Origin of the sequence: Pedobacter sp. ok626, assembly GCF_900100435.1 — a bacterium.
In the GTDB taxonomy this organism is placed as follows: Bacteria; Bacteroidota; Bacteroidia; order Sphingobacteriales; family Sphingobacteriaceae; genus Pedobacter.
In genome coordinates, this window is record NZ_FNEX01000015.1 from 76,180 (window position 1) to 94,787 (window position 18,608).

Annotated in this window: 14 protein-coding genes and 1 pseudogene; 7 read left to right on the forward strand and 8 right to left on the reverse strand. The window is 39.7% G+C overall.

Annotated features, from left to right (window positions below; all coding sequences use genetic code 11):
- Positions 1-14: 14 nt before the first annotated feature.
- On the reverse strand, positions 15-578 hold the full coding sequence (locus tag BLS35_RS19665) for a hypothetical protein (protein ID WP_132226030.1): 564 nt from the start codon (positions 576-578) through the stop codon (positions 15-17).
- A 133-nt stretch (positions 579-711) separates the two neighbouring features.
- Here BLS35_RS19665 and BLS35_RS28210 point away from each other — a divergent pair.
- Positions 712-945, forward strand: a pseudogene (locus tag BLS35_RS28210) (acyltransferase family protein); the annotation flags it as partial.
- A gap of 278 nt (positions 946-1,223) precedes the next feature.
- Here BLS35_RS28210 and BLS35_RS19675 read toward each other — a convergent pair.
- Genes BLS35_RS19675 through BLS35_RS19685 form a run of 3 tightly spaced genes read right to left on the reverse strand, consistent with a single transcriptional unit; the run spans position 1,224 to position 6,947 of the window.
- On the reverse strand, positions 1,224-4,412 hold the full coding sequence (locus BLS35_RS19675; RefSeq protein ID WP_090784515.1) for an efflux RND transporter permease subunit: 3,189 nt from the start codon (positions 4,410-4,412) through the stop codon (positions 1,224-1,226).
- 22 nt (positions 4,413-4,434) lie between these two features.
- The gene (locus BLS35_RS19680) at positions 4,435-5,589 is read right to left on the reverse strand and encodes an efflux RND transporter periplasmic adaptor subunit (protein ID WP_090784519.1); all 1,155 of its coding nucleotides are present in this window, start codon (positions 5,587-5,589) and stop codon (positions 4,435-4,437) included.
- 8 nt (positions 5,590-5,597) lie between these two features.
- The gene (locus BLS35_RS19685) at positions 5,598-6,947 is read right to left on the reverse strand and encodes a TolC family protein (protein WP_090784522.1); all 1,350 of its coding nucleotides are present in this window, start codon (positions 6,945-6,947) and stop codon (positions 5,598-5,600) included.
- A 274-nt stretch (positions 6,948-7,221) separates the two neighbouring features.
- Between BLS35_RS19685 and BLS35_RS19690 the strand changes: the two genes are divergently transcribed.
- Both BLS35_RS19690 and BLS35_RS19695 read left to right on the forward strand, forming a co-directional pair.
- Positions 7,222-8,313 (forward strand): sensor histidine kinase, encoded by a 1,092-nt coding sequence (locus BLS35_RS19690; protein ID WP_090784525.1) that lies wholly within the window; start codon positions 7,222-7,224, stop codon positions 8,311-8,313.
- 10 nt (positions 8,314-8,323) lie between these two features.
- Complete coding sequence (locus BLS35_RS19695; RefSeq protein WP_090784528.1) at positions 8,324-9,082, forward strand: LytR/AlgR family response regulator transcription factor; 759 nt, start codon at positions 8,324-8,326, stop codon at positions 9,080-9,082.
- A gap of 2 nt (positions 9,083-9,084) precedes the next feature.
- Here the strand turns inward: BLS35_RS19695 and holA are convergent, their stop codons facing one another.
- The gene (gene holA, locus BLS35_RS19700; RefSeq protein ID WP_090784532.1) at positions 9,085-10,110 is read right to left on the reverse strand and encodes a DNA polymerase III subunit delta; all 1,026 of its coding nucleotides are present in this window, start codon (positions 10,108-10,110) and stop codon (positions 9,085-9,087) included.
- A gap of 64 nt (positions 10,111-10,174) precedes the next feature.
- Between holA and BLS35_RS19705 the strand changes: the two genes are divergently transcribed.
- The 3 genes from BLS35_RS19705 to BLS35_RS19715 are packed head-to-tail and all read left to right on the forward strand — an operon-like array spanning position 10,175 to position 11,668.
- Positions 10,175-10,786 carry an RDD family protein gene (locus tag BLS35_RS19705; protein WP_090784535.1) on the forward strand — a complete coding sequence of 204 codons (612 nt, stop codon included), beginning with the start codon at positions 10,175-10,177 and terminating at the stop codon, positions 10,784-10,786.
- Positions 10,787-10,798: 12 nt separating this feature from the next.
- Entirely contained in the window at positions 10,799-11,197 is a 399-nt protein-coding gene (locus tag BLS35_RS28090; protein WP_090784539.1) for a zinc ribbon domain-containing protein, read from the forward strand.
- Positions 11,198-11,206: 9 nt separating this feature from the next.
- Positions 11,207-11,668 carry a type I restriction enzyme HsdR N-terminal domain-containing protein gene (locus BLS35_RS19715; RefSeq protein ID WP_090784542.1) on the forward strand — a complete coding sequence of 154 codons (462 nt, stop codon included), beginning with the start codon at positions 11,207-11,209 and terminating at the stop codon, positions 11,666-11,668.
- A 294-nt stretch (positions 11,669-11,962) separates the two neighbouring features.
- Here the strand turns inward: BLS35_RS19715 and BLS35_RS19720 are convergent, their stop codons facing one another.
- From BLS35_RS19720 to BLS35_RS19730, 3 genes are read right to left on the reverse strand one after another with little or no spacing between them, the layout of a single operon-like run.
- Positions 11,963-13,348 (reverse strand): efflux transporter outer membrane subunit, encoded by a 1,386-nt coding sequence (locus BLS35_RS19720; protein WP_090784544.1) that lies wholly within the window; start codon positions 13,346-13,348, stop codon positions 11,963-11,965.
- Between the two features lie 20 nt (positions 13,349-13,368).
- Positions 13,369-16,503, reverse strand: a complete 3,135-nt coding sequence (locus tag BLS35_RS19725) for an efflux RND transporter permease subunit (RefSeq protein ID WP_090784545.1) — start codon at positions 16,501-16,503, stop codon at positions 13,369-13,371.
- Positions 16,504-16,533: 30 nt separating this feature from the next.
- Positions 16,534-17,655: an efflux RND transporter periplasmic adaptor subunit gene (locus tag BLS35_RS19730; protein ID WP_254778978.1), complete on the reverse strand. Its 1,122-nt coding sequence runs from the start codon at positions 17,653-17,655 to the stop codon at positions 16,534-16,536.
- A 350-nt stretch (positions 17,656-18,005) separates the two neighbouring features.
- Here BLS35_RS19730 and BLS35_RS19735 point away from each other — a divergent pair, with 350 nt between their 5' ends.
- Positions 18,006-18,596 (forward strand): helix-turn-helix transcriptional regulator, encoded by a 591-nt coding sequence (locus BLS35_RS19735; RefSeq protein WP_254778980.1) that lies wholly within the window; start codon positions 18,006-18,008, stop codon positions 18,594-18,596.
- Positions 18,597-18,608 lie beyond the last annotated feature (12 nt).

An 18,608-nucleotide genomic window follows, 5' to 3' on the forward strand; every position in this document is an offset into this window, starting at 1 on the left:
GCTACAATTGAATGTTATTTTAACTTCTTGGCACTTAACACATAAACAATTTTGCATTCTTTCTGTCGGATTTCCCGTGTTCCATCCATTCTGCCATCAACGATAAAATTAAGCGTTGCACCAATTAAAGCATCTGGATTTGGTTTTTCATCAATTATTTTCAGTGTATTGTTCATATAGGTCCCCACGTACACTCTAAGCAATACGGCTCCTGAATAAGCCCGCACCATCACCGTATTTTGATTATAACTGATATACCACTGCTCAGTTTTTGTATCTCCTATTGCAGATCCGTCACAGCTTGTTTCGGTACAGCTCATTTTCACACTCCATTTACCAGTAATTGCCGGATTATATACACTCGTAGTATCTATTTGTTTCTTTACACTGTCTAACGATACTTTTTCAGTCTCCAATTTCTGTTCCTTTGTCTTTAACTGCTGCTCCCAGAGCATTAATTGTTGTTCTTTCTTAACAATTTCTTCTTGTTGCTGCTTTAGTTTTTTTTCACGATCATTTAATCCACAGCTTTGCAAAAAAACAATCATAATCAATAACAGGATGGAAATTGGCTTCATAGGCATACAGTTAAATTCTTCAGTCCAGGCTGTAAACTTACAAAAATTCGACCAACACGGTAGCTACCCCGCTTTTCTTTCATTAAATAGGAAACAAGAGAAGGGATATTTAATAGAATAAGTATTATTGTAAATGAACGCGAATCAACTAAGCCCAGAGATCTTAAAAACTAAACAACATTTTGAAGTTCTTGACGGATTAAGAGGAATAGCAGCACCAGCTATAGTGCTTTTTCATTGTATGGAAATGGTATATATGCCCAGCAAAAACTTCATTGCACATGTTTTTTTAGCGGTAGATTTCTTTTTCTGCCTCTCGGGATTTGTGATTGCCTATGCTTACGATGATCGGATCGAAAAAATCGGATCTTATCCCATTGTACCTGACACATTATGCAGTGATCTGGACGTTCTTAAACTACTATACCAATCATAAGCCATGAACATCACAACTAACGATGATTATATTGACCGGGATGATCTTATTATTTGGTTTTGCTTATCTGGTAATGACGGTTTATGATACGCCCGTAAGGGCTTACTTAACCAGGTTAAGGTAAGAAATAGACAAGCTAAAACACGTACAAAAAAGAGCGGGTGTATCATGATTTTGATACACCCGCTCTTCGTTTTTGCCGCTAAATCTTAATCTTCAATATCCGGATCTGCATGCAAAGTATCTTTATGCGCATCCGCACTGTAGCTTGCTTCCAACTCGGCTAACTTCTGCTTTCCGTAAGCCAGTTTTGTAATCAATACAAACAATACAGGCACGATAAATATGGCCAGAATAGTTGCCGACAACATCCCCGCAGCTACTGTCCAGCCAATCGTTTGTCTGGATACCGCTCCTGCTCCTACCGACAATATCAAAGGAATAACCCCTAAAATAAATGCCACAGAGGTCATCACAATTGGTCGTAACCTCAATTTAACAGCTTCCATTGTTGCAGGAATAAGTCCCATTCCCCAGTCAACACGCTCTTTTGCAAATTCAACAATCAGAATCGCATTCTTCGCCGAAAGTCCGATCAGGGTAATTAAACCTACCTGAGCATAAATGTTATTATCCAGGTGAGGTAAAAACATCAATGCCAAAATAGCACCGAATAAACCTAATGGAACACTTAGTAAAATTGAAAATGGAACAGACCAACTCTCATATAAAGAGGCCAATAAAAGGAATACGACAACAATAATTAGTGCAAATATAACTGTGGTACTGTCACCTGCTTCTTGTTCCTGCTGACTCATTCCGGAGAAGTTGTAATTGTAGCCAGCTGGTAGGTTTTCGGCCGCTGCTTTCTCTAAAGCAGCCAATGCCTCACCACTACTCTTACCTGGTTTTGCAGCCCCACTAATCTCAATAGACCTAAACAGGTTATAATGATTAATAACTGAAGGATTCTCTATCTTTTTATAAGAAACCATTGTAGTCAAAGGAACCGGAACTCCTTTTATGTTTTTCACATAAAGCTGATTCAAATCCTCAATCTTGCTCCGGTAATTGGTGTCGGCCTGAGCAACAACCCTAAAGCTTCTGCCATATTTAGTAAAATCATTAATGTAGGCACTACCAAAGTAAGCAGATATCGTACTGTAAACAGCCCCAATGGACACGCCCATCTTCTTCACCTGATCGCGATCTACATTGATCTTATAGTTTGGCGTATTGGAATTGAATAAAGTATAAGCCATTCCAATAGCCGGATCTTGATTTGCCGCGCCTAAAAACTTGCCCACTACCTCCTGGAATTTCTTAATATCACCAGTTTGCTGCTCCTGAATCTGCATGGTAAAACCACCGCTGAAACCTAAACCCGGAATTGGAGGTGGCTGTACGGCAATTAAATTACCTTCCTTATCACCTGCAAAAGCGCTTTGCACATTAGCGACTACAGCTGACACATCCTTTTTACGGTCATTCCAATGGTGTAACTGCACAAAGAATGTAGCGGCATTGGATTTAAATGAACTATTTAAGATGTTCATTCCAGAAATAGAGGTCACATTTTTGATTTCAGGATTCTCCTTACGGATCGTTTCAATAATCCTGGCAACATAAGCATCCGTTCTTACTGCAGATGAACCTTCTGGTAAAGTGGCACCCATAATGAATACCCCAGCATCCTCATTCGGAATAAATCCTGATGGTTTTGCACTAAACAAACCAACGGTACCTACATAAATACACACCAATAATACCATTACTAAAGGCGCTTTTTTCAAACACCATTGTACTCCTTTAGAGTATTTACTGGTTACGCGTGCAAACCAGGCATTGAACTTATAGAAAAACTTATTTATGCCTTTTGAATCTTCATGAATGTTCATTGGTTTTAACATCAATGAACACAGTGCAGGCGTTAATGTTAAGGCAATAAATGCGGAGATCAATACAGATATGGCAATTGTGATGGCAAACTGCTGATACAACTGACCAACCATCCCTGGAATAAATCCTACTGGAATAAATACCGCAGCCAGAATTAATGCAATGGCAATAACGGGCGCTGTAATGTCTCTCATCGCTTTCATGGTCGCCTCTTTGGCCGATAAACCTTCGTGGTCCATATAATGCTGTACGGCCTCCACCACAACGATGGCGTCATCTACCACAATACCGATGGCGAGGACGAAACCAAACATCGTCAACACGTTTACCGAGAAACCCAGCAAGTTAAAGAAGATGAAGGTACCAATAATGGAAACCGGGATGGCCAATACAGGGATCAATGTTGCTCTCCAACTTTGAAGGAACAGGAATACCACTATAGTTACCAATATCAAGGCCTCTATCAGGGTTTTAACTACGCCATCAATAGATACATTTACAATAGATACCGTTTCGTATCCGATGGTATAATCCAAATCTTCAGGGAAAGATTGTTTTAACTTATCAAGCGTTTTAATAATCCCTTCATAAGTTTGTACCGCATTACCCCCTGGAGTCTGGTTAACCCCCATCATCGCTGCCGACTTACCGTTGATCTGCGCATTGATACTATAAGCAAATTCACCCAGTTCAATTCTGGCAACATCTTTCAAATAAACTGCCGAACCGTTTTCGGAAGTTTTTACAATAATGTTTTTGAATTCTTCTTCAGTACTCAGGTCACCATCCATAATTACCGAGAACTCAAAAGTCTGGTTACCTTTCTGTGGTGGTCCACCTACACTACCACCTGGAATACGTGTGTTTTGCTCCTGAATAGCTGCCGAAACCTCTGCCGGAGTAATGCCCATAGCGGCCATTTTATTGGCATCTAACCATACACGCATACTAAATGGCTGTCCGAAAGACATTACATCCCCGACTCCCTGAACCCTTAGCAGGGCATCTTTTAGATATAGGTTAGCGTAATTAGATAAAAACTTTTGGTCGTAGGTGCCCTTTGGGGAATACAATCCAAGCACCATCAACATATCTGTATTTGCCTTTTTTGTGGTTACCCCTAACCTTCTTACCGCTTCCGGCAATGAGGGTTCGGCAATACCAACACGATTCTGCACATCTAATGCAGCAATATCAATGTCGGTGCCTACTTCGAAAGTTACCGTAATGGTAGATCTACCATCGGCAGTACTAGATGAGGTCAGGTACTTCATACCTGGTGTACCATTAATCTGGCTTTCAATAGGTGTGGTTACAGTTTGTTCAACGGTCTGTGCATCTGCACCGGTATAGGTGGCACTCACCGTTACTGTCGGCGGTGCAATATTCGGGTACTGGCTTATGGGTAGCCCTGTCAGTACAATGATACCCACCATAACAATCAGTATGGAGATAACAATCGCCGTTACCGGACGTTTTATAAAAACTTCTGAGATCATAATGTCTTAAAATATTTTGAAACTATTTTTTTACAGGCTGCGTTGCTGCAACCTCTGGAGATTTTGTAGCTGCCTGAACTATCGAACCTGGTCTTACGTTTTGCGCTCCTTCCGAAACGATTACTTCACCGGCCTGTAAGCCGTTCAATACCACAATCTTTTCTCCTGTCTCCGAGCCAAGCTTAATGATACGTTGCTGCGCTTTACTGCTATCACCAACTACATATACCATATACTCCCCTAATTGCTCTGATACCGATTTATAAGGAATCGTTACCTGCTTGCTTTCGGCTTTGTTTAAAACCTTAACGTTACAAGTCATACCGCTCAACAACATACCTGATGTATTGGGATAACTGATTCTTACTTTTATCGTTCCTGTTCCAGGATCAACTGAACGGTCTACCGCTACAATTTTTCCCGCCATCTTATACACGCTTTTATCCTGAAGTTCTATACTGAATACGGAATCTTTAACGGTTGAGGCATTTTGCTGTAGCTTAAGAAATCGTGGAATATCTTTTTGATTTACGGCAATATCAACCGCAATCGGATCATTTGCTGAAACGGTGTTTAGCAAGGTCGTTCCCTGACTTGCCAATGCGCCGACCTTTACTTGTGAGATACCGATAGTACCTGTTAGTGGCGACACGATAACTGAGCGGTTAAGGTTTGCTTTTGCAGTAGCCAAAGCAGCTTCTGCTACTGCAACCTGAGATGCAGCATTAGCCAGATCTGTTAATGCATAATCTACACGTTGCTTGGCAACAGCTTCCTGTTTTGCCAGATTGGTATAGCGTTCTGCATCTTTTTTACTTTTATCGTGATTTGCTTTAGCGACTTGAACATTGGCTTTTGCTGAATTATAAGCAGCCAGATAATTGGTACGGTCTATTTCATAAAGCTTCTGTCCTTTAGTTACTTTTTGGCCATCTTTTACAAAGATCCCTGTAATATAACCACCTACTTCTGCTCTTAGTTCAACTTCATTTAATGCCACAACCACGCCTGGATAGGTATCGACCGTGGTAACGTCTTCTTCAGCTACCGTATAAACACTTACTGGAATGGCTGCAGGGGCTGCTGCCATTTGTGCTGGTTTTTCTGAACTCCCGCATGATGCTAAAATAGCAGCGCCTAATATTAAAATGCCTGGTTTTATCGAATTGAGTTTCATTGCTGATTTTATTGAGTAATGGTTATTGTTCCTAATGCTTGTTGCACATCTAATTTTGCGGAAAGCAAACTGTAAAGTGCGTTTAGATAATTGAGTTGTGTAGTTCTTAGATCGGTTTCTGCAGTCATCAGATCCAGGTATGTTTTAATCCCTTCATCGTACTGAAGCTTTATCGTTCCGTAAACTTGTTTAGAGATTTCTTGATTCTCATTTGCAGTTTTCCAATCGTTTAAACCCGCTTTATAAGTTGCTATCGCCTGCTCATATTGACTATTAATCTGGTTTTTGGTATTCTCCAGGTCTAAATCAATTCGTTTCTCCAACAATTGCGACTTACGGATTTCCTGAGTACGCTTGGTTCCCTGGAAAATTGGGATACTCAATTTCAATCCTGCCATTGATCCTGGGTACGAGTTACTATATAAATCTTTAAAATCGTTGTTCATATAATTCCAGCTGTAGTTTGCAAAAGCAGACAGCTTAGGCATATATGCCAATTTGTTATAGGAAGTATTGATTTGTTGTAACTGACGTTGGGTTTCTAATTGTTTAAATTCAATTCTATTGCGTGGATTAAGTACCTGTGCCGTATCTAACAACACCTCCTGCTCCATGCCCTTTTCATTAAATACCAGACTTAAATCATTACCGGCATCGTAACCTATAATAGATTTTAGATAAGCATACTTGTATTTTAACAATTCCTGTGTTCTTTTTCTATCAGCTTTAGCGTTACTTAAGCTGATTTGAGCTCTTTGGAAGTCAGTTTTATCCACTAAACCTGCACTATGCTGTGCTTTGGCATCTTTAAATTGTTTTTCTAAACGGGAAATGTTTTCATTGATGATTTTAAACTGCTCCTGACTGGTCAGAATGTCGTAAAAAGCCTTGCTCACTTCAACCACCGTAGTGATTTTAGTATTTTCAGTACCTTGTTTATACTGCTGTCTGTAATACTTTGCTGACTTAGAAGCCTGAATCAAACCTGCATTCAGTAATTGCTGGTCGGCTTGTAAAGTAATACCCGAAGTATTTTTAGTACCTAAAGTCATGTACGAAGTCTGTCCATCAACAGTTAAAGCATTTACTTGTTGCTTCATGTTGTGGTTAAAACTCGCATCCGCATTGATCTGTGGCAACCAGCCTGAAAGTGCAGATTTGATATCACGTTCGCCAATTTCTTCATCTACCAGGGTCTGTTTTACACCTGGTTTGTTTTTAAGGGCATAGTTAATCACATCCTGCAACGATGCTTGTTGCAATACTGTCTTTGTGCTGTCGGTCTGCGCAAAAATATGCGAAGGAATAAAGACCGTTGCCATCACAAAAAGCATAAATGATATTTTATTTAATTTCATAATGTCTTTCGAATTGAAAATTTTGAAGCTGCAAAAGTAATTTTACCTGGAAGTGGCTGGGGTAAAAGTTGACTGAACTTGTCTATTTTGAGACTGAAGCGACGCATGAGCAAACTCAAATGAAATTCATTTGTGTAAATTTATAGTTCGACTCGGCTATCGGTTGAGGAGTGGAATTATCCGTTCTGGCCTTAAGTTTATGGTATTCGGTTAGTTTTGCTGATCAGAATGGCTTTTAAGTGGTATCCTTGTACATTAAGCTCGTATAAAATCAATGACATTAAAGAAAGAATCAAAAGACTTTTATAAATATTTCAGGTTTATCATTATCCCTGTAGTGTTTATTGGCTTCTATTTGTTGGCCTATATGATCGACCCTTATAGGCCCTGGTCTGGGTTTTTCAAAAGAGATACAACGGAAATCCTTACAGAATGGGGATTCGTGTCCATATTTTGTTTGTTAATTACAGAGATTAGCTTAGCTATTGCGCGAGCACTAGATCGTAAAGTGCCCTGGGTATCCTATCCAATATCAAGGTTTTTCCTTCAGTTTAGTATCCAGATTATCGCTTCGATCCTATTCCTTTATTTTTACTTACATGCGACCTTAAGCGTTTTTGGAGGAGAAACCAGGCTTGACGATCTGAATTCATTAGCCCTGCGACAGTCATTTGTGGTGAGTATGCTCTTATCTGTATTGATCAGCTTAATTTTTACGGGTAATTTCTTTTTACAACAATGGAAAGCCGCTATGCTGGAAACATCAAACTTAAATTTAAAGGCTGCCGAATTGAAACAGATTGCACTCGAATCAGAGCTACAATCGCTCAAAATGCAACTCGATCCCCATTTTATGTTTAACAACTTCAGCACGCTTTCTGCGCTCATCGCTGAGGATGCTAATTCCGCTCAACACTTTCTAGAAAACCTTTCCCGAGTATATCGGTACATGATCATTAACGTCCATAAAAACATCATTTCAGTAGAAGAAGAGATTCGTTTTGCTGAGGCCTATTTTTACCTGATCAAGATCCGTCTAGGCGAAAACATAAAAATGCAAGTAACATTAAGTGATGAGGTGCTTAAAAAAGGAATCCCCCCTATTACTTTGCAATTACTCATAGAGAATGCGATTAAACACAATACAGCCTCACGTTCGAAACCACTCACGATAAATATTAATGAGGATGATCAGGAAAATTTGGTGATCACCAATTCCCTGCAACGACTTAATTATAACATCCCATCTACCTGCACTGGTTTAAAAAATATTGAAAGTCGTTACCGCTTATTATCCGATAAATTACCTGAGGTTACAGAAACTGAAAGCTTGTTTATCGTGAAATTACCCTTAATGAATATTTAAAATCCCAGCGATGAAATTACTGATTATTGAAGACGAGATACATAACGCGAACAGATTACAGGCGATGATTAAGGAACTTAATCCTGATATTTCCATTGTAGGGATTTTGGAAAGTGTGGCCGACAGTATTGAATGGTTTTCAGTAAATCAACAGCCTGACCTTATTTTAATGGATGTTAGACTGGCAGACGGGCTTTGTTTTGAGATTTTCTCTGCCTGTAATATTACAACACCAGTTATATTTACGACCGCATATGATGAATATGCCATACGCGCATTTAAAGTAAACAGCATAGATTACTTGTTAAAGCCTATCCATAAACAGGAATTAGCTGGAGCACTGGCCAAACACAAACAGCTAACAGGTAACCAGCAGGCCGATCCTATGATTTCTAATCTTATTGATATCATTAAAAAACAGGATCCGGTTTATCGCTCGCGCTTTTTAATTCAAATAAATGATGGGTACAAAACGATCGTAGTAAAGGACATTGATTATATCTATTCTGAGTTTAAAATCACCCATCTGGTACTTAATCAAGGACAGGAACATGCTGTTCCTTATACCATGGACGAAATGGAAGAGCAGTTAGACCCCGCAGTATTCTTTAGGGCAAACAGACAACATATCATCAGCATAAACAGTATTAAAGACATCCATAATTTCTTTAATGGTAAGCTGAAGGTTATTTTACACAAGTATCCTGAAGCAGAAATTTTTATCAGCAGAGAAAAAGCCGCTGCATTTAAACAATGGCTCGATAATTAATGTTAATGCAGCATTTTAAACAACAACTCTTTCAATAACTCCCCATCTGTGGTGTTACCAGTGCTATCTACGCCTTTGCTTTTCAAATCATATTCCCTCATCAAACTAATGATGTCAAATGTTTTAGGGAGGCTATAACTGCGAGCTGCAGTTTCAAAATCTTTAACAAAAAATGGATTTACCCCTAACTCTTTGGCTGCATCACCTTTGTTGGGTAAATAATGATATTTCAATATTTTGGTAAAATAGGCATTGAGGTTGGCCATTACCATCACCATAGGGTTGGCCTTGGGATTGTCGGCAAAATAATTAATGATCTGATTACACTTCAGCACGTTTTTTACCGCCAATGCTTTCTGTAATTCAAATACATTATACTCTTTACTAATACCAATATTTCGCTGTACAATATCTGTATCGATAGTAGTTTCTTTGCTAATATTTAACAACAGTTTTTCTACTTCATTGGCAATTTTTGAAAGATCAGCCCCCAGATATTCCGCCATTAAGGCTGATGCCTGCGGGGCTATTTTGTAACCTTTTTCCTTTACTAGCTCGTCAATCCATTGCGCAAGTTTGTAATCGCGTACCAAGTCTGATTGAAAAACCACACCATTCTTATCGATCGCTTTATAGATCTTTTTGCGTTTATCAAAATTGGCATATTTATACCCCAGGACCAGAATTGTACTAGGTAAGGGATTTTCGAAATAACTCAATACAAATTCTGCAGTTTTGCTATTGCCTTCAGTTTCTTTGGCCCATTTCAAATCCTGCGCTTCCTTCACTACGACCAGCTGATAATCAGACATCATTGGGTAACGTTTAGCGGCATTCATTACCGTAGCCATATCTGTATCTTTTCCATACAGAACAGTTTGGTTAAAACCCTTCTCCATATCATTCAGAATATGTTCTTCCATATAATGGATGATCTGATCTATGTAATAGGGTTCTTCACCATGTAACAGGTAAACAGGCTTAAACTTTCTTGCTTTGATGTCTTTTATTATGTCGGCAGCACTCATATAATGCTGTAAACTTAGATAAAAAATTTGTCTACTTTTGCACAATTATCATTTATACCTACCTATGAATCATTTATGTCCAATATGCAAAACCAGCTACCCTTCAGATGTAAAGTTTTGCATCAATGATGGCGCCCGGCTTATAGCGACCAACAGTTCTGCGGAACAAACTGAACCTCAAGTTCACAATCCTTTTGAACGTCAGCCACAAGTTGGCCAAGCCTATTACAAAGCCTCAATTGGCAATAGATTCGTAGCGTCTTTGTTAGATGGCTTAATTTTTCTTGCATTGATGATACCGGCAGCAGTGATTTTCGTGTTGGCTTTTATTGCCGCATACGGAAGTAAGGAAGAAGAGGCTGCCGCATTTTGTATTGTTGGCATATTACTATTCCTAATCCCGATAGCCTTCCAAATGTTTAAAGATAGTTTCGGAACGGGCCAGAGTCCAGGCAAAAAAGCCATGAAACTCATGGTTATTGATCTCGAAACCAATATGCCATGTACGAAGCAGAAATCATTCTTAAGAAATATCATTATGATGTTGATGGGTATCGTTCCTATTGTTGGCGGATTTATAGAACCGATTATGGTATTGGCAACTGAGGATGGAAGAAGGCTGGGCGACCGTGCCGCAAGTACAATGGTTATCGAAAAAAGTGATTATTTCAACTAAAAACTGCTCCTTATGAATTGTATTAGATGTAATGCACCCAATGCTCCGGAAGCAAAATTCTGCAAAAACTGCGGAACAACCATGATTACCCCGGAGATACAGGCAAAAGACGATCATCAAACCATCAAAGCATTGTTGATCATTATTGGAGTAGATTATCTGCTTTCGATGGTCATGTTCCTGATTCAAAAACTAGTTACCCCATTTGTATCCCAAAATGGTGGAGACTTTGCTCGAATTGACCTGATTTATAAAGTATATGGCTGGACATCAGATATTGTGACTTTAGCTGTAATGCTATTCTTTCTGGTTACCATTAAAAACCAAACCGTTAAAACGGCCTTGATTGTGTTCATCGTGTTAAGATTTATAATTATGATCGGCTACCGGGTTTTTCCTTTCTTCCTGTAATAAAGACCGATGTCATTTATACCTACTCCACTTAACCTACCTGAATATCCTTTCAAAATCACCCTTAAGGATACCCAGTATTTTATATTTGATGAGATAAGGAAAAAGCACCTGGTATTAACGCCCGAAGAATGGGTAAGACAGCATTTTATCCAATTTTTGGTCTTTGTTAAGAAATTCCCAAAATCCCTGATCCAAATAGAAGGAGGATTAACGCTCAACAAGCTCCAGAAAAGAACCGACATCGTTATCTTCAACAATCTAGGTGAAAGAATTATGGTGATAGAATGTAAAGCTCCGGCTGTAAAAATCACACAATCTGTATTTGACCAGGCTGCCCGATATAATTCCGTACATAAAACCAAATGGTTGGTGGTAACGAATGGCTTAAGGCATTGCTATGCGATTATAGATCATCAAAGTTCGCAGTTTGCTTTTATTGAAGAGTTACCAGATTATCAACTGCTTTAAAAATCAAAATTAGCCATTCTATTCAGAGTCTGGAACTGCGAAGCACTCTTGAGGACACAATCCAATAAGTACTCCCGAAAAATCTTTTGCCTGAAGAAGGCAAAAGTTCCTAGGTCTCTTCACAGAAGGCAAATTTTGTTTCAACATGATGCATAACCTGCCTAAACCACAAAAAAATACGGTATTCTATAAAGCTTTTCTAACACAACTGCTTAAAAGAAAATTTAGCTTCTCCGAAAAGGCCTAGGAACTTTGCCTTTTTCAGGCAAAGATTCCAGCCTTAGAGGAGAACGCTTAATTTTCACCTTTACCACCGCCGCCAAGCGCTCTATACAACCCAATCACAGCCTGCCACTGCTGCAATTTATCATCAACTCCTTCCAATTGTGCCGATAACAAATTCTGTTCAGAGGTAAGTACATCTGTATAATTTGTAGCCGAACTATAGCGCAATAACTTCTTTGTAAAATCAACTGACTTTTCTAATGCGGCCAATTGCTTTACTCTGATCCTTTCTTGTTCGACAGCAGTTTGATAAGCGTATAATGCATTGGAGACTTCCTCTCCGGCTTTTAACAGAGATCCTTGAAATACCAATGCTGCTTCCTGTTGAGCCGCCTTTGCAGTAATTAGCCTGGCTTTATTTGCTCCTTTATTAAAGATGGGCTGTGCAATTCCAGCTGCGATATTACCAAATAAGCCATCTGGAGTCAACCAATCTTTTAGGCTAAAGCTGGTAAAACCTCCAGAAGCCGTTAAAGTAAGAGAAGGATAAAATAGTTTACGCGCTACATTTGTATTTTCAAACGCAGCCATAAAAGCATATTCTGCTTGTTTCACATCGGGCCTGTTTTGCAACAACTGTACAGGCAAACCAACTTTAAGATCGACCAATAATTGCTGATCATTTAAGGAAGCTCTATTAATCGTAGCTGATGGCCTTGCCAACAGCACATTTAAGGAGTTTTCAGTTTCTCTGATTTGTCGCTTTAATTTTGGGATAGCCACTTCAGCAGCATATTGGCTGGCTTCACTTTGCACCTCAGCCGCTCCGGTTACTACATTAGCGGCTTTTAAAGACTTCATTGTACGCACATCTGTTTTTCTATTATTGACAGTTTGTTCTAAGATCAACAGTTGCTGATCTAAAGCCAATAAAGTAAAATAACGATTACTGACCTCGGCAATCAGCTGAGTTTGCACAGCTTTACGCGCTTCTTCGGTCTGCAGCAGATTGGCCAATGCAGCTTTTTTAGCACTCTTTAACTTACCCCATATATCAGTTTCCCAAGTTGAGGTTAAGCCCAAATCATATTGCGTAGTGGAACTAATAATTCCGAATCCCTGTGGGAAGGCCAATTTGGATTGTTTAATGCTGGCATTACCATTCAAGTCGGGTAAAAAGGCCGACTTGCTCTGCTGAAAGCCAGCTTTTGCAGCTATGATACGTTCGTATGCTATCTTCAGATTTATATTTTGTTGTAACCCTTCAGCAATCAAACCATTTAGTATGGTATCAGCAAACAACTTGTTCCAGTGTAAAGAGGCTATATTAGTGGTATCTACAGACTCATGATCCCTATATAGCTTTGTGGTATTTAACGCTGGTCTTTGATACTCCTTCGATAGCTTGCAGGAAGCAAGCACGAGAAGCAACATTAATCCTATGTATGATTTCATTTTCTTTTTTCTTTATTGACTTATTCAATTTCATTGGTTTTTGCGGTACCTGAGATCTTTTCCTGTAAGGATTGAAAAACGACAAACAATACAGGGATTACAAATACGCCAAATATGGTCCCAATCAGCATACCACCTACAGCAGCCGTTCCGATAGAGCGATTACTGATTGCACCTGCACCCGTTGCAAGCATTAAAGGCAATAAGCCGAAAATGAAAGCAAAAGAAGTCATCAGGATTGGTCGTAACCTGGCCGTTGCGCCACCTATAGCAGATTGAACAAGACTTCTGCCACTCAATCGGTGCATCAGTGCAAACTCAACAATCAGGATTGCATTTTTTGCCAATAGACCGATCAACATAATCAGACTGATTTGCAGAAATATATTGTTGTCTAAGCCAAATAACCGGGCAAACAAGAATGCTCCTGCCAAACCGATCGGTAAGGATAACAACACCGAGAAAGGCAAAATATAACTCTTATACTGTGCACTCAATAGGAAATAAATAAAGAGCAGGCTCAGTATAAAAATTAGCAAAGTCTGGTTTCCACTAGATAATTCTTCCAACGTTAAACCAGAGAATTCAAAGGTATACCCTTGTGGCAAAGTTTCTGCTGCAACTTCCTGAATAGCCTTGATCGCATCACCAGAACTGTATCCTGGTTTTGGCGCACCGTTTACGGCGCCTGCTGTAAACAGATTAAAACGGTTAATAAACTCAGGACCATAGGTTTTTTTCAGTGTGATAAAACCAGAAATCGGCGCCATTACCCCTTGATCATTTCTAACGAAAATTTTGCTTAATGCTTCTTTGTTACTTCTTTGCGAAGCTTCCGCCTGGATCATTACTTTGTATTGTTTACCAAAACGATTAAAATCAGAGGCATAAATACCACCTAAATAACCTTGCAAAGTTTCCAATACCGTATTTACAGCAACCCCCGCCTCTTTACATTTGGCTACATTTACACTTACCTCGTATTGCGGGAAGCCAGTATTATAAGAAGTGGCTGCATACATAATTTCAGGGCGCTGATTAAGTGTCCCCATAAACTTGCCTATTACGGCATCAAAGGCTTTATAACTTCCGCCGGTTTTATCTTGTAACTGGAATTCAAAACCATCATTGTTTCCAAATCCCTGTAAGGTTGGCGCTGCAAAAAATATAATATTAGCACCTTTAATTTCAGCGGTCTTAGCAAACAATTGCCCAACAATACTCTTAATATCCTGTCCTTTTTTTGTCCGCTCTTTCCATGGTTTCAAACGAATAAAGATGGCTGCGTATGAACTTCCGGTACCACTCATCAAATCCATTCCCGCAAGTCTGGACGACAGTTCGACTTCAGGAATAGAGCGTGCAATACTATCGATCTGATCTGCAATGATCTCTGTGCGTTCCAACGAAGTCGCTGGCGGAAGAATTACGTTTCCGTAAATAGATCCACTATCCTCATTGGGAACAAAACCCGTCGGTGTTGTTTTAACCAAAAACCAAAACAACAAAGAGAATAAGGCGATACCAGCAAATGCCAGCCATTTTTTGTTGATCAAGAAAATCACCGATTTTTTATATCGATTGGTCATAACGCTGAACGAAGCATTAAAACTATCATAAAACCGCTGCATAAATCCCTTTTTAGGTTGATCATGAGCATGATGAGGCTTAAGTAATAAGGCACATAGAGCAGGACTCAAAGTCAATGCATTAACAGCGGAAATAATGATCGCTACGGCTAGTGTTAACCCAAATTGTTTATAAAACACACCTACAGACCCCGTCACAAAGGTTACGGGAATAAACACAGCCGCCATAATCAACGTAATGGAAATGATCGCAGAACTGATCTCGCTCATGGCATGCATAGTCGCTTTCTTAGCCGATTTCGCCCCCTGATCGAGTTTTGCATGCACTGCTTCTACCACTACAATGGCATCATCTACTACAATACCTATAGCGAGTACCAAAGCAAATAAAGTCAACAAGTTAATGGTAAAATCGAACAACTTCAGGAAAAAGAAAGTTCCGATAATGGCCACTGGTACTGCAATAGCCGGAATCAAGGTTGAACGAAAATCCTGTAAGAAAATAAACACCACTATGAATACCAGGATAAAGGCCTCAATAATCGTAAAGATCAGTTTAGAGATTGATGCATCCAGAAACTCGTTAGCATTGGCAAACACCCCGACCTTAATCCCTTTGGGGAAACTTTTCTCTGCATCTTTTAAGATCTTTTCACATTGCTTAATGATATCATGCGCATTCGATCCGGAAGTCTGACTCACGGCCACATAGGGCGATTCCTGTCCTTGCGCAGTCAAAGTACTTGAATAGATAAATGAGCCAAGATTGATATCAGCTACGTCCTTTAATTTAAGTACCTGTCCGCTCCCAACCGATTTCAGAATAATTTGCTCAAACTCTACAGCCTTTTCGAAGCGACCAGTATATTTTAGCGTATACTGAAAACTCTGATTGCTGTTCTCTCCCACCTTACCTGGGGCAGCTTCAATATTTTGTTCTGCAAGTGCTTTTACAATATCGCCAGGAATAAGACCATAAGCGGCCATCGCATCAGGTTTTAACCAGATTCGCATACTATAATCTTTACCGCCATAAACTTGTGCATCTCCAATTCCCTGAATCCTTTTGATCTGAGGAATGATATTGATCTTTAAATAATTATCCAGGAATTTCTGGTCATACTTTCCATCTTCGCTATACAACAGAAAGCTGAACACCTCACTATTCAATCTTTTACTGGTCGTGATTCCCATTTTAATTACCTCAGCAGGCAATAAACTAGTTGCTTTAGTGATCCTGTTCTGCACATTGATGGCAGCCATATCCGGATCTGTACCCTGCTTAAAATTAATGGTGATACTCGCACTGCCGTCGTTACTGGCTTTGGAGGTCATATAAGTCATGTTCTCCACCCCATTGATTTGCTCCTCTAGCGGGGTAATCACACTCTTCATCACTACATCAGCACTGGCGCCCTGGTAGGATGTACTGACCTCAACTGCCGGAGGTGCGATATCAGGATATTGGGAAATGGGCAGGGAGGACAAGCCCAGCAAGCCCAACATGACAATGATCACCGATATTACTGTAGATAATACCGGATTGTCTATAAACTTCTTTAACATGGTTATTTTGTATTTCGTATAAAATCTTATCTATTTTTTAGCAATCAGGGCTTTGATTTTCGTTCCCTCTTTCAGGCTCCCCATTCCTTCCGTCACCACCTGATCGCCGGCATTTAGGCCTTTCTTCACCACATAAAATTCACCGGAAGGAATGTCCATGATCTCTATTTCAATAGGCTTTACTACTCCATCTTTGGTTACTACTACAGCCATCAGCTTTTCCTGCATTTCATAGGTAGCGCTGGCCGGGATAAGCACAGCATCTTTTACTGGCATAGGGATCCTGATGGTTGCACTAGCTCCACTTCTAATCACTCCCTCAGCATTAGGAAATCCGGCTCTTAAATTCACCGCACCGGTTTCTGTGTTGATCAATCCACCAATACTTTCCATATGTCCTTTGTCCTTATAAATCGTACCGTTGGCCAGTAAAAGTGTAACCGCAGGGAAGTGTTTTAGCTTATCCGCCATACTTTTACCTGTAAAACTTTCCGCGAAGTCTAAAAACTGTTTCTCATTAAAAGAGAAATAAGCAAAAACATGAGCAATGTTGGATACTGTAGTCAATGGCTGTGGCGAAGCACCGCTAACCAAGCTTCCTGTCTTATATGGTATAGCGCCCACTACACCGTCAGCTGGGCTATTAATCTGCGTGTAACCCAAATTGGTACGTGCATTTGCAAGACTAGCTTTAGCTTGCGCAAGCGCAGCTTCTTTAGCATGTAAATTAAAATTAGCCGATTTCAATTCGTAATCGCTCACTATCCCCTCTTTTACAAGTGGTAAAGTTTTTTCGACTTGCATTTTTGCGGTATTCACTTCCGCCTCCGCATTTTTAATCGCAGCAGCAGCTGTTCTTACTTCCTGCTCGTATTGTGGCGCATTGATTCGGAATAAAGGCTGCCCTTTTTTCACTGATGCACCTTCATCCACAAAAATCTGCGCGACAAAGCCGTCGACTTTCGGACGAATCTCTACATTTTGCTGTCCCTGAATAGTAGCTGGGTATTCCGTATTTATAATGGCCTCACGCCGTTCAATCGTCGTTACAGGATATTCCTGAATACTTTCTACCTGAGTCGTTTGCTGCTCAGGTCCACATGCCTGTAAAAAAAGCAGTGTTATTAATAATGGTAATTGTATTGATTTCATAATGACAGTATTTGTTTTATGTATTAGTTAAAAAATAGCCGTAAGAATCCCAGTACTCCCAAAAACATCAGGTTTCAGGGCAGTCGGCTGCAATTAAAATGTTACTGGATACCCGCTAAGGCCAGGTTAATATAGCGGCGGTCCGGTAGGCTGAAGAAAAAAGGAATTGAGGTAATAAAAATCCATTGTTGTCTGTTTTAAGTAATTAATACAAATAATAGGGATTACATCACCGTGCATGGAGAAATTATAATTCCTGATATTCTTATAAGTTCAGCAAAGTTAGTACTTTTGTTAATAAAACAACTAAACACTTGTTTTATTAGATTATGAAGACAAATCGTTTTTTAATGTTACTGAAGACTCGTGGTGCTTTAACTTCCGCGGACATATCTAAAGAACTGGGAATCACTAGTGAAGGAGCCAGACTTCAATTGCTTAAGCTTACGGAAGAAGGTTTAATACAATCTACCCATGAGTCAAGGGGAGTTGGCAGACCTACCCAATACTTCAGTTTAACTGAGCTTGGTAACAAAGGCTTTCCAGACACCCATGCGGAACTTACGGTGAAATTGATCCAGCAAATTAAAGAAACGCTAGGAGAAGAAGCCCTCCAAACAATTATATCAGCTGGCGAGCAAAAAGCCAAGCAACGATACAGTCAACAATTACAACAATCAACTACATTAGAAGAAAGAATACAACAACTGGTAAACATCCGAACAGCGGAAGGTTACATGGCCGAATACAGCAAGGATGAAAAGGGTTACCTGTTGATTGAAAACCACTGCCCTATTTGCGCAGCAGCACAAATTTGTCAAGGTTTTTGTACTTCAGAGCTCAATACATTTAAGTTTGTACTCGGAGAAGATGTCAATATCACGAGAGTGAATCATATTATTGCCGGGGATAGGCGATGCGCTTATAGGATTCAAAATTAGCCATTCTGTTCA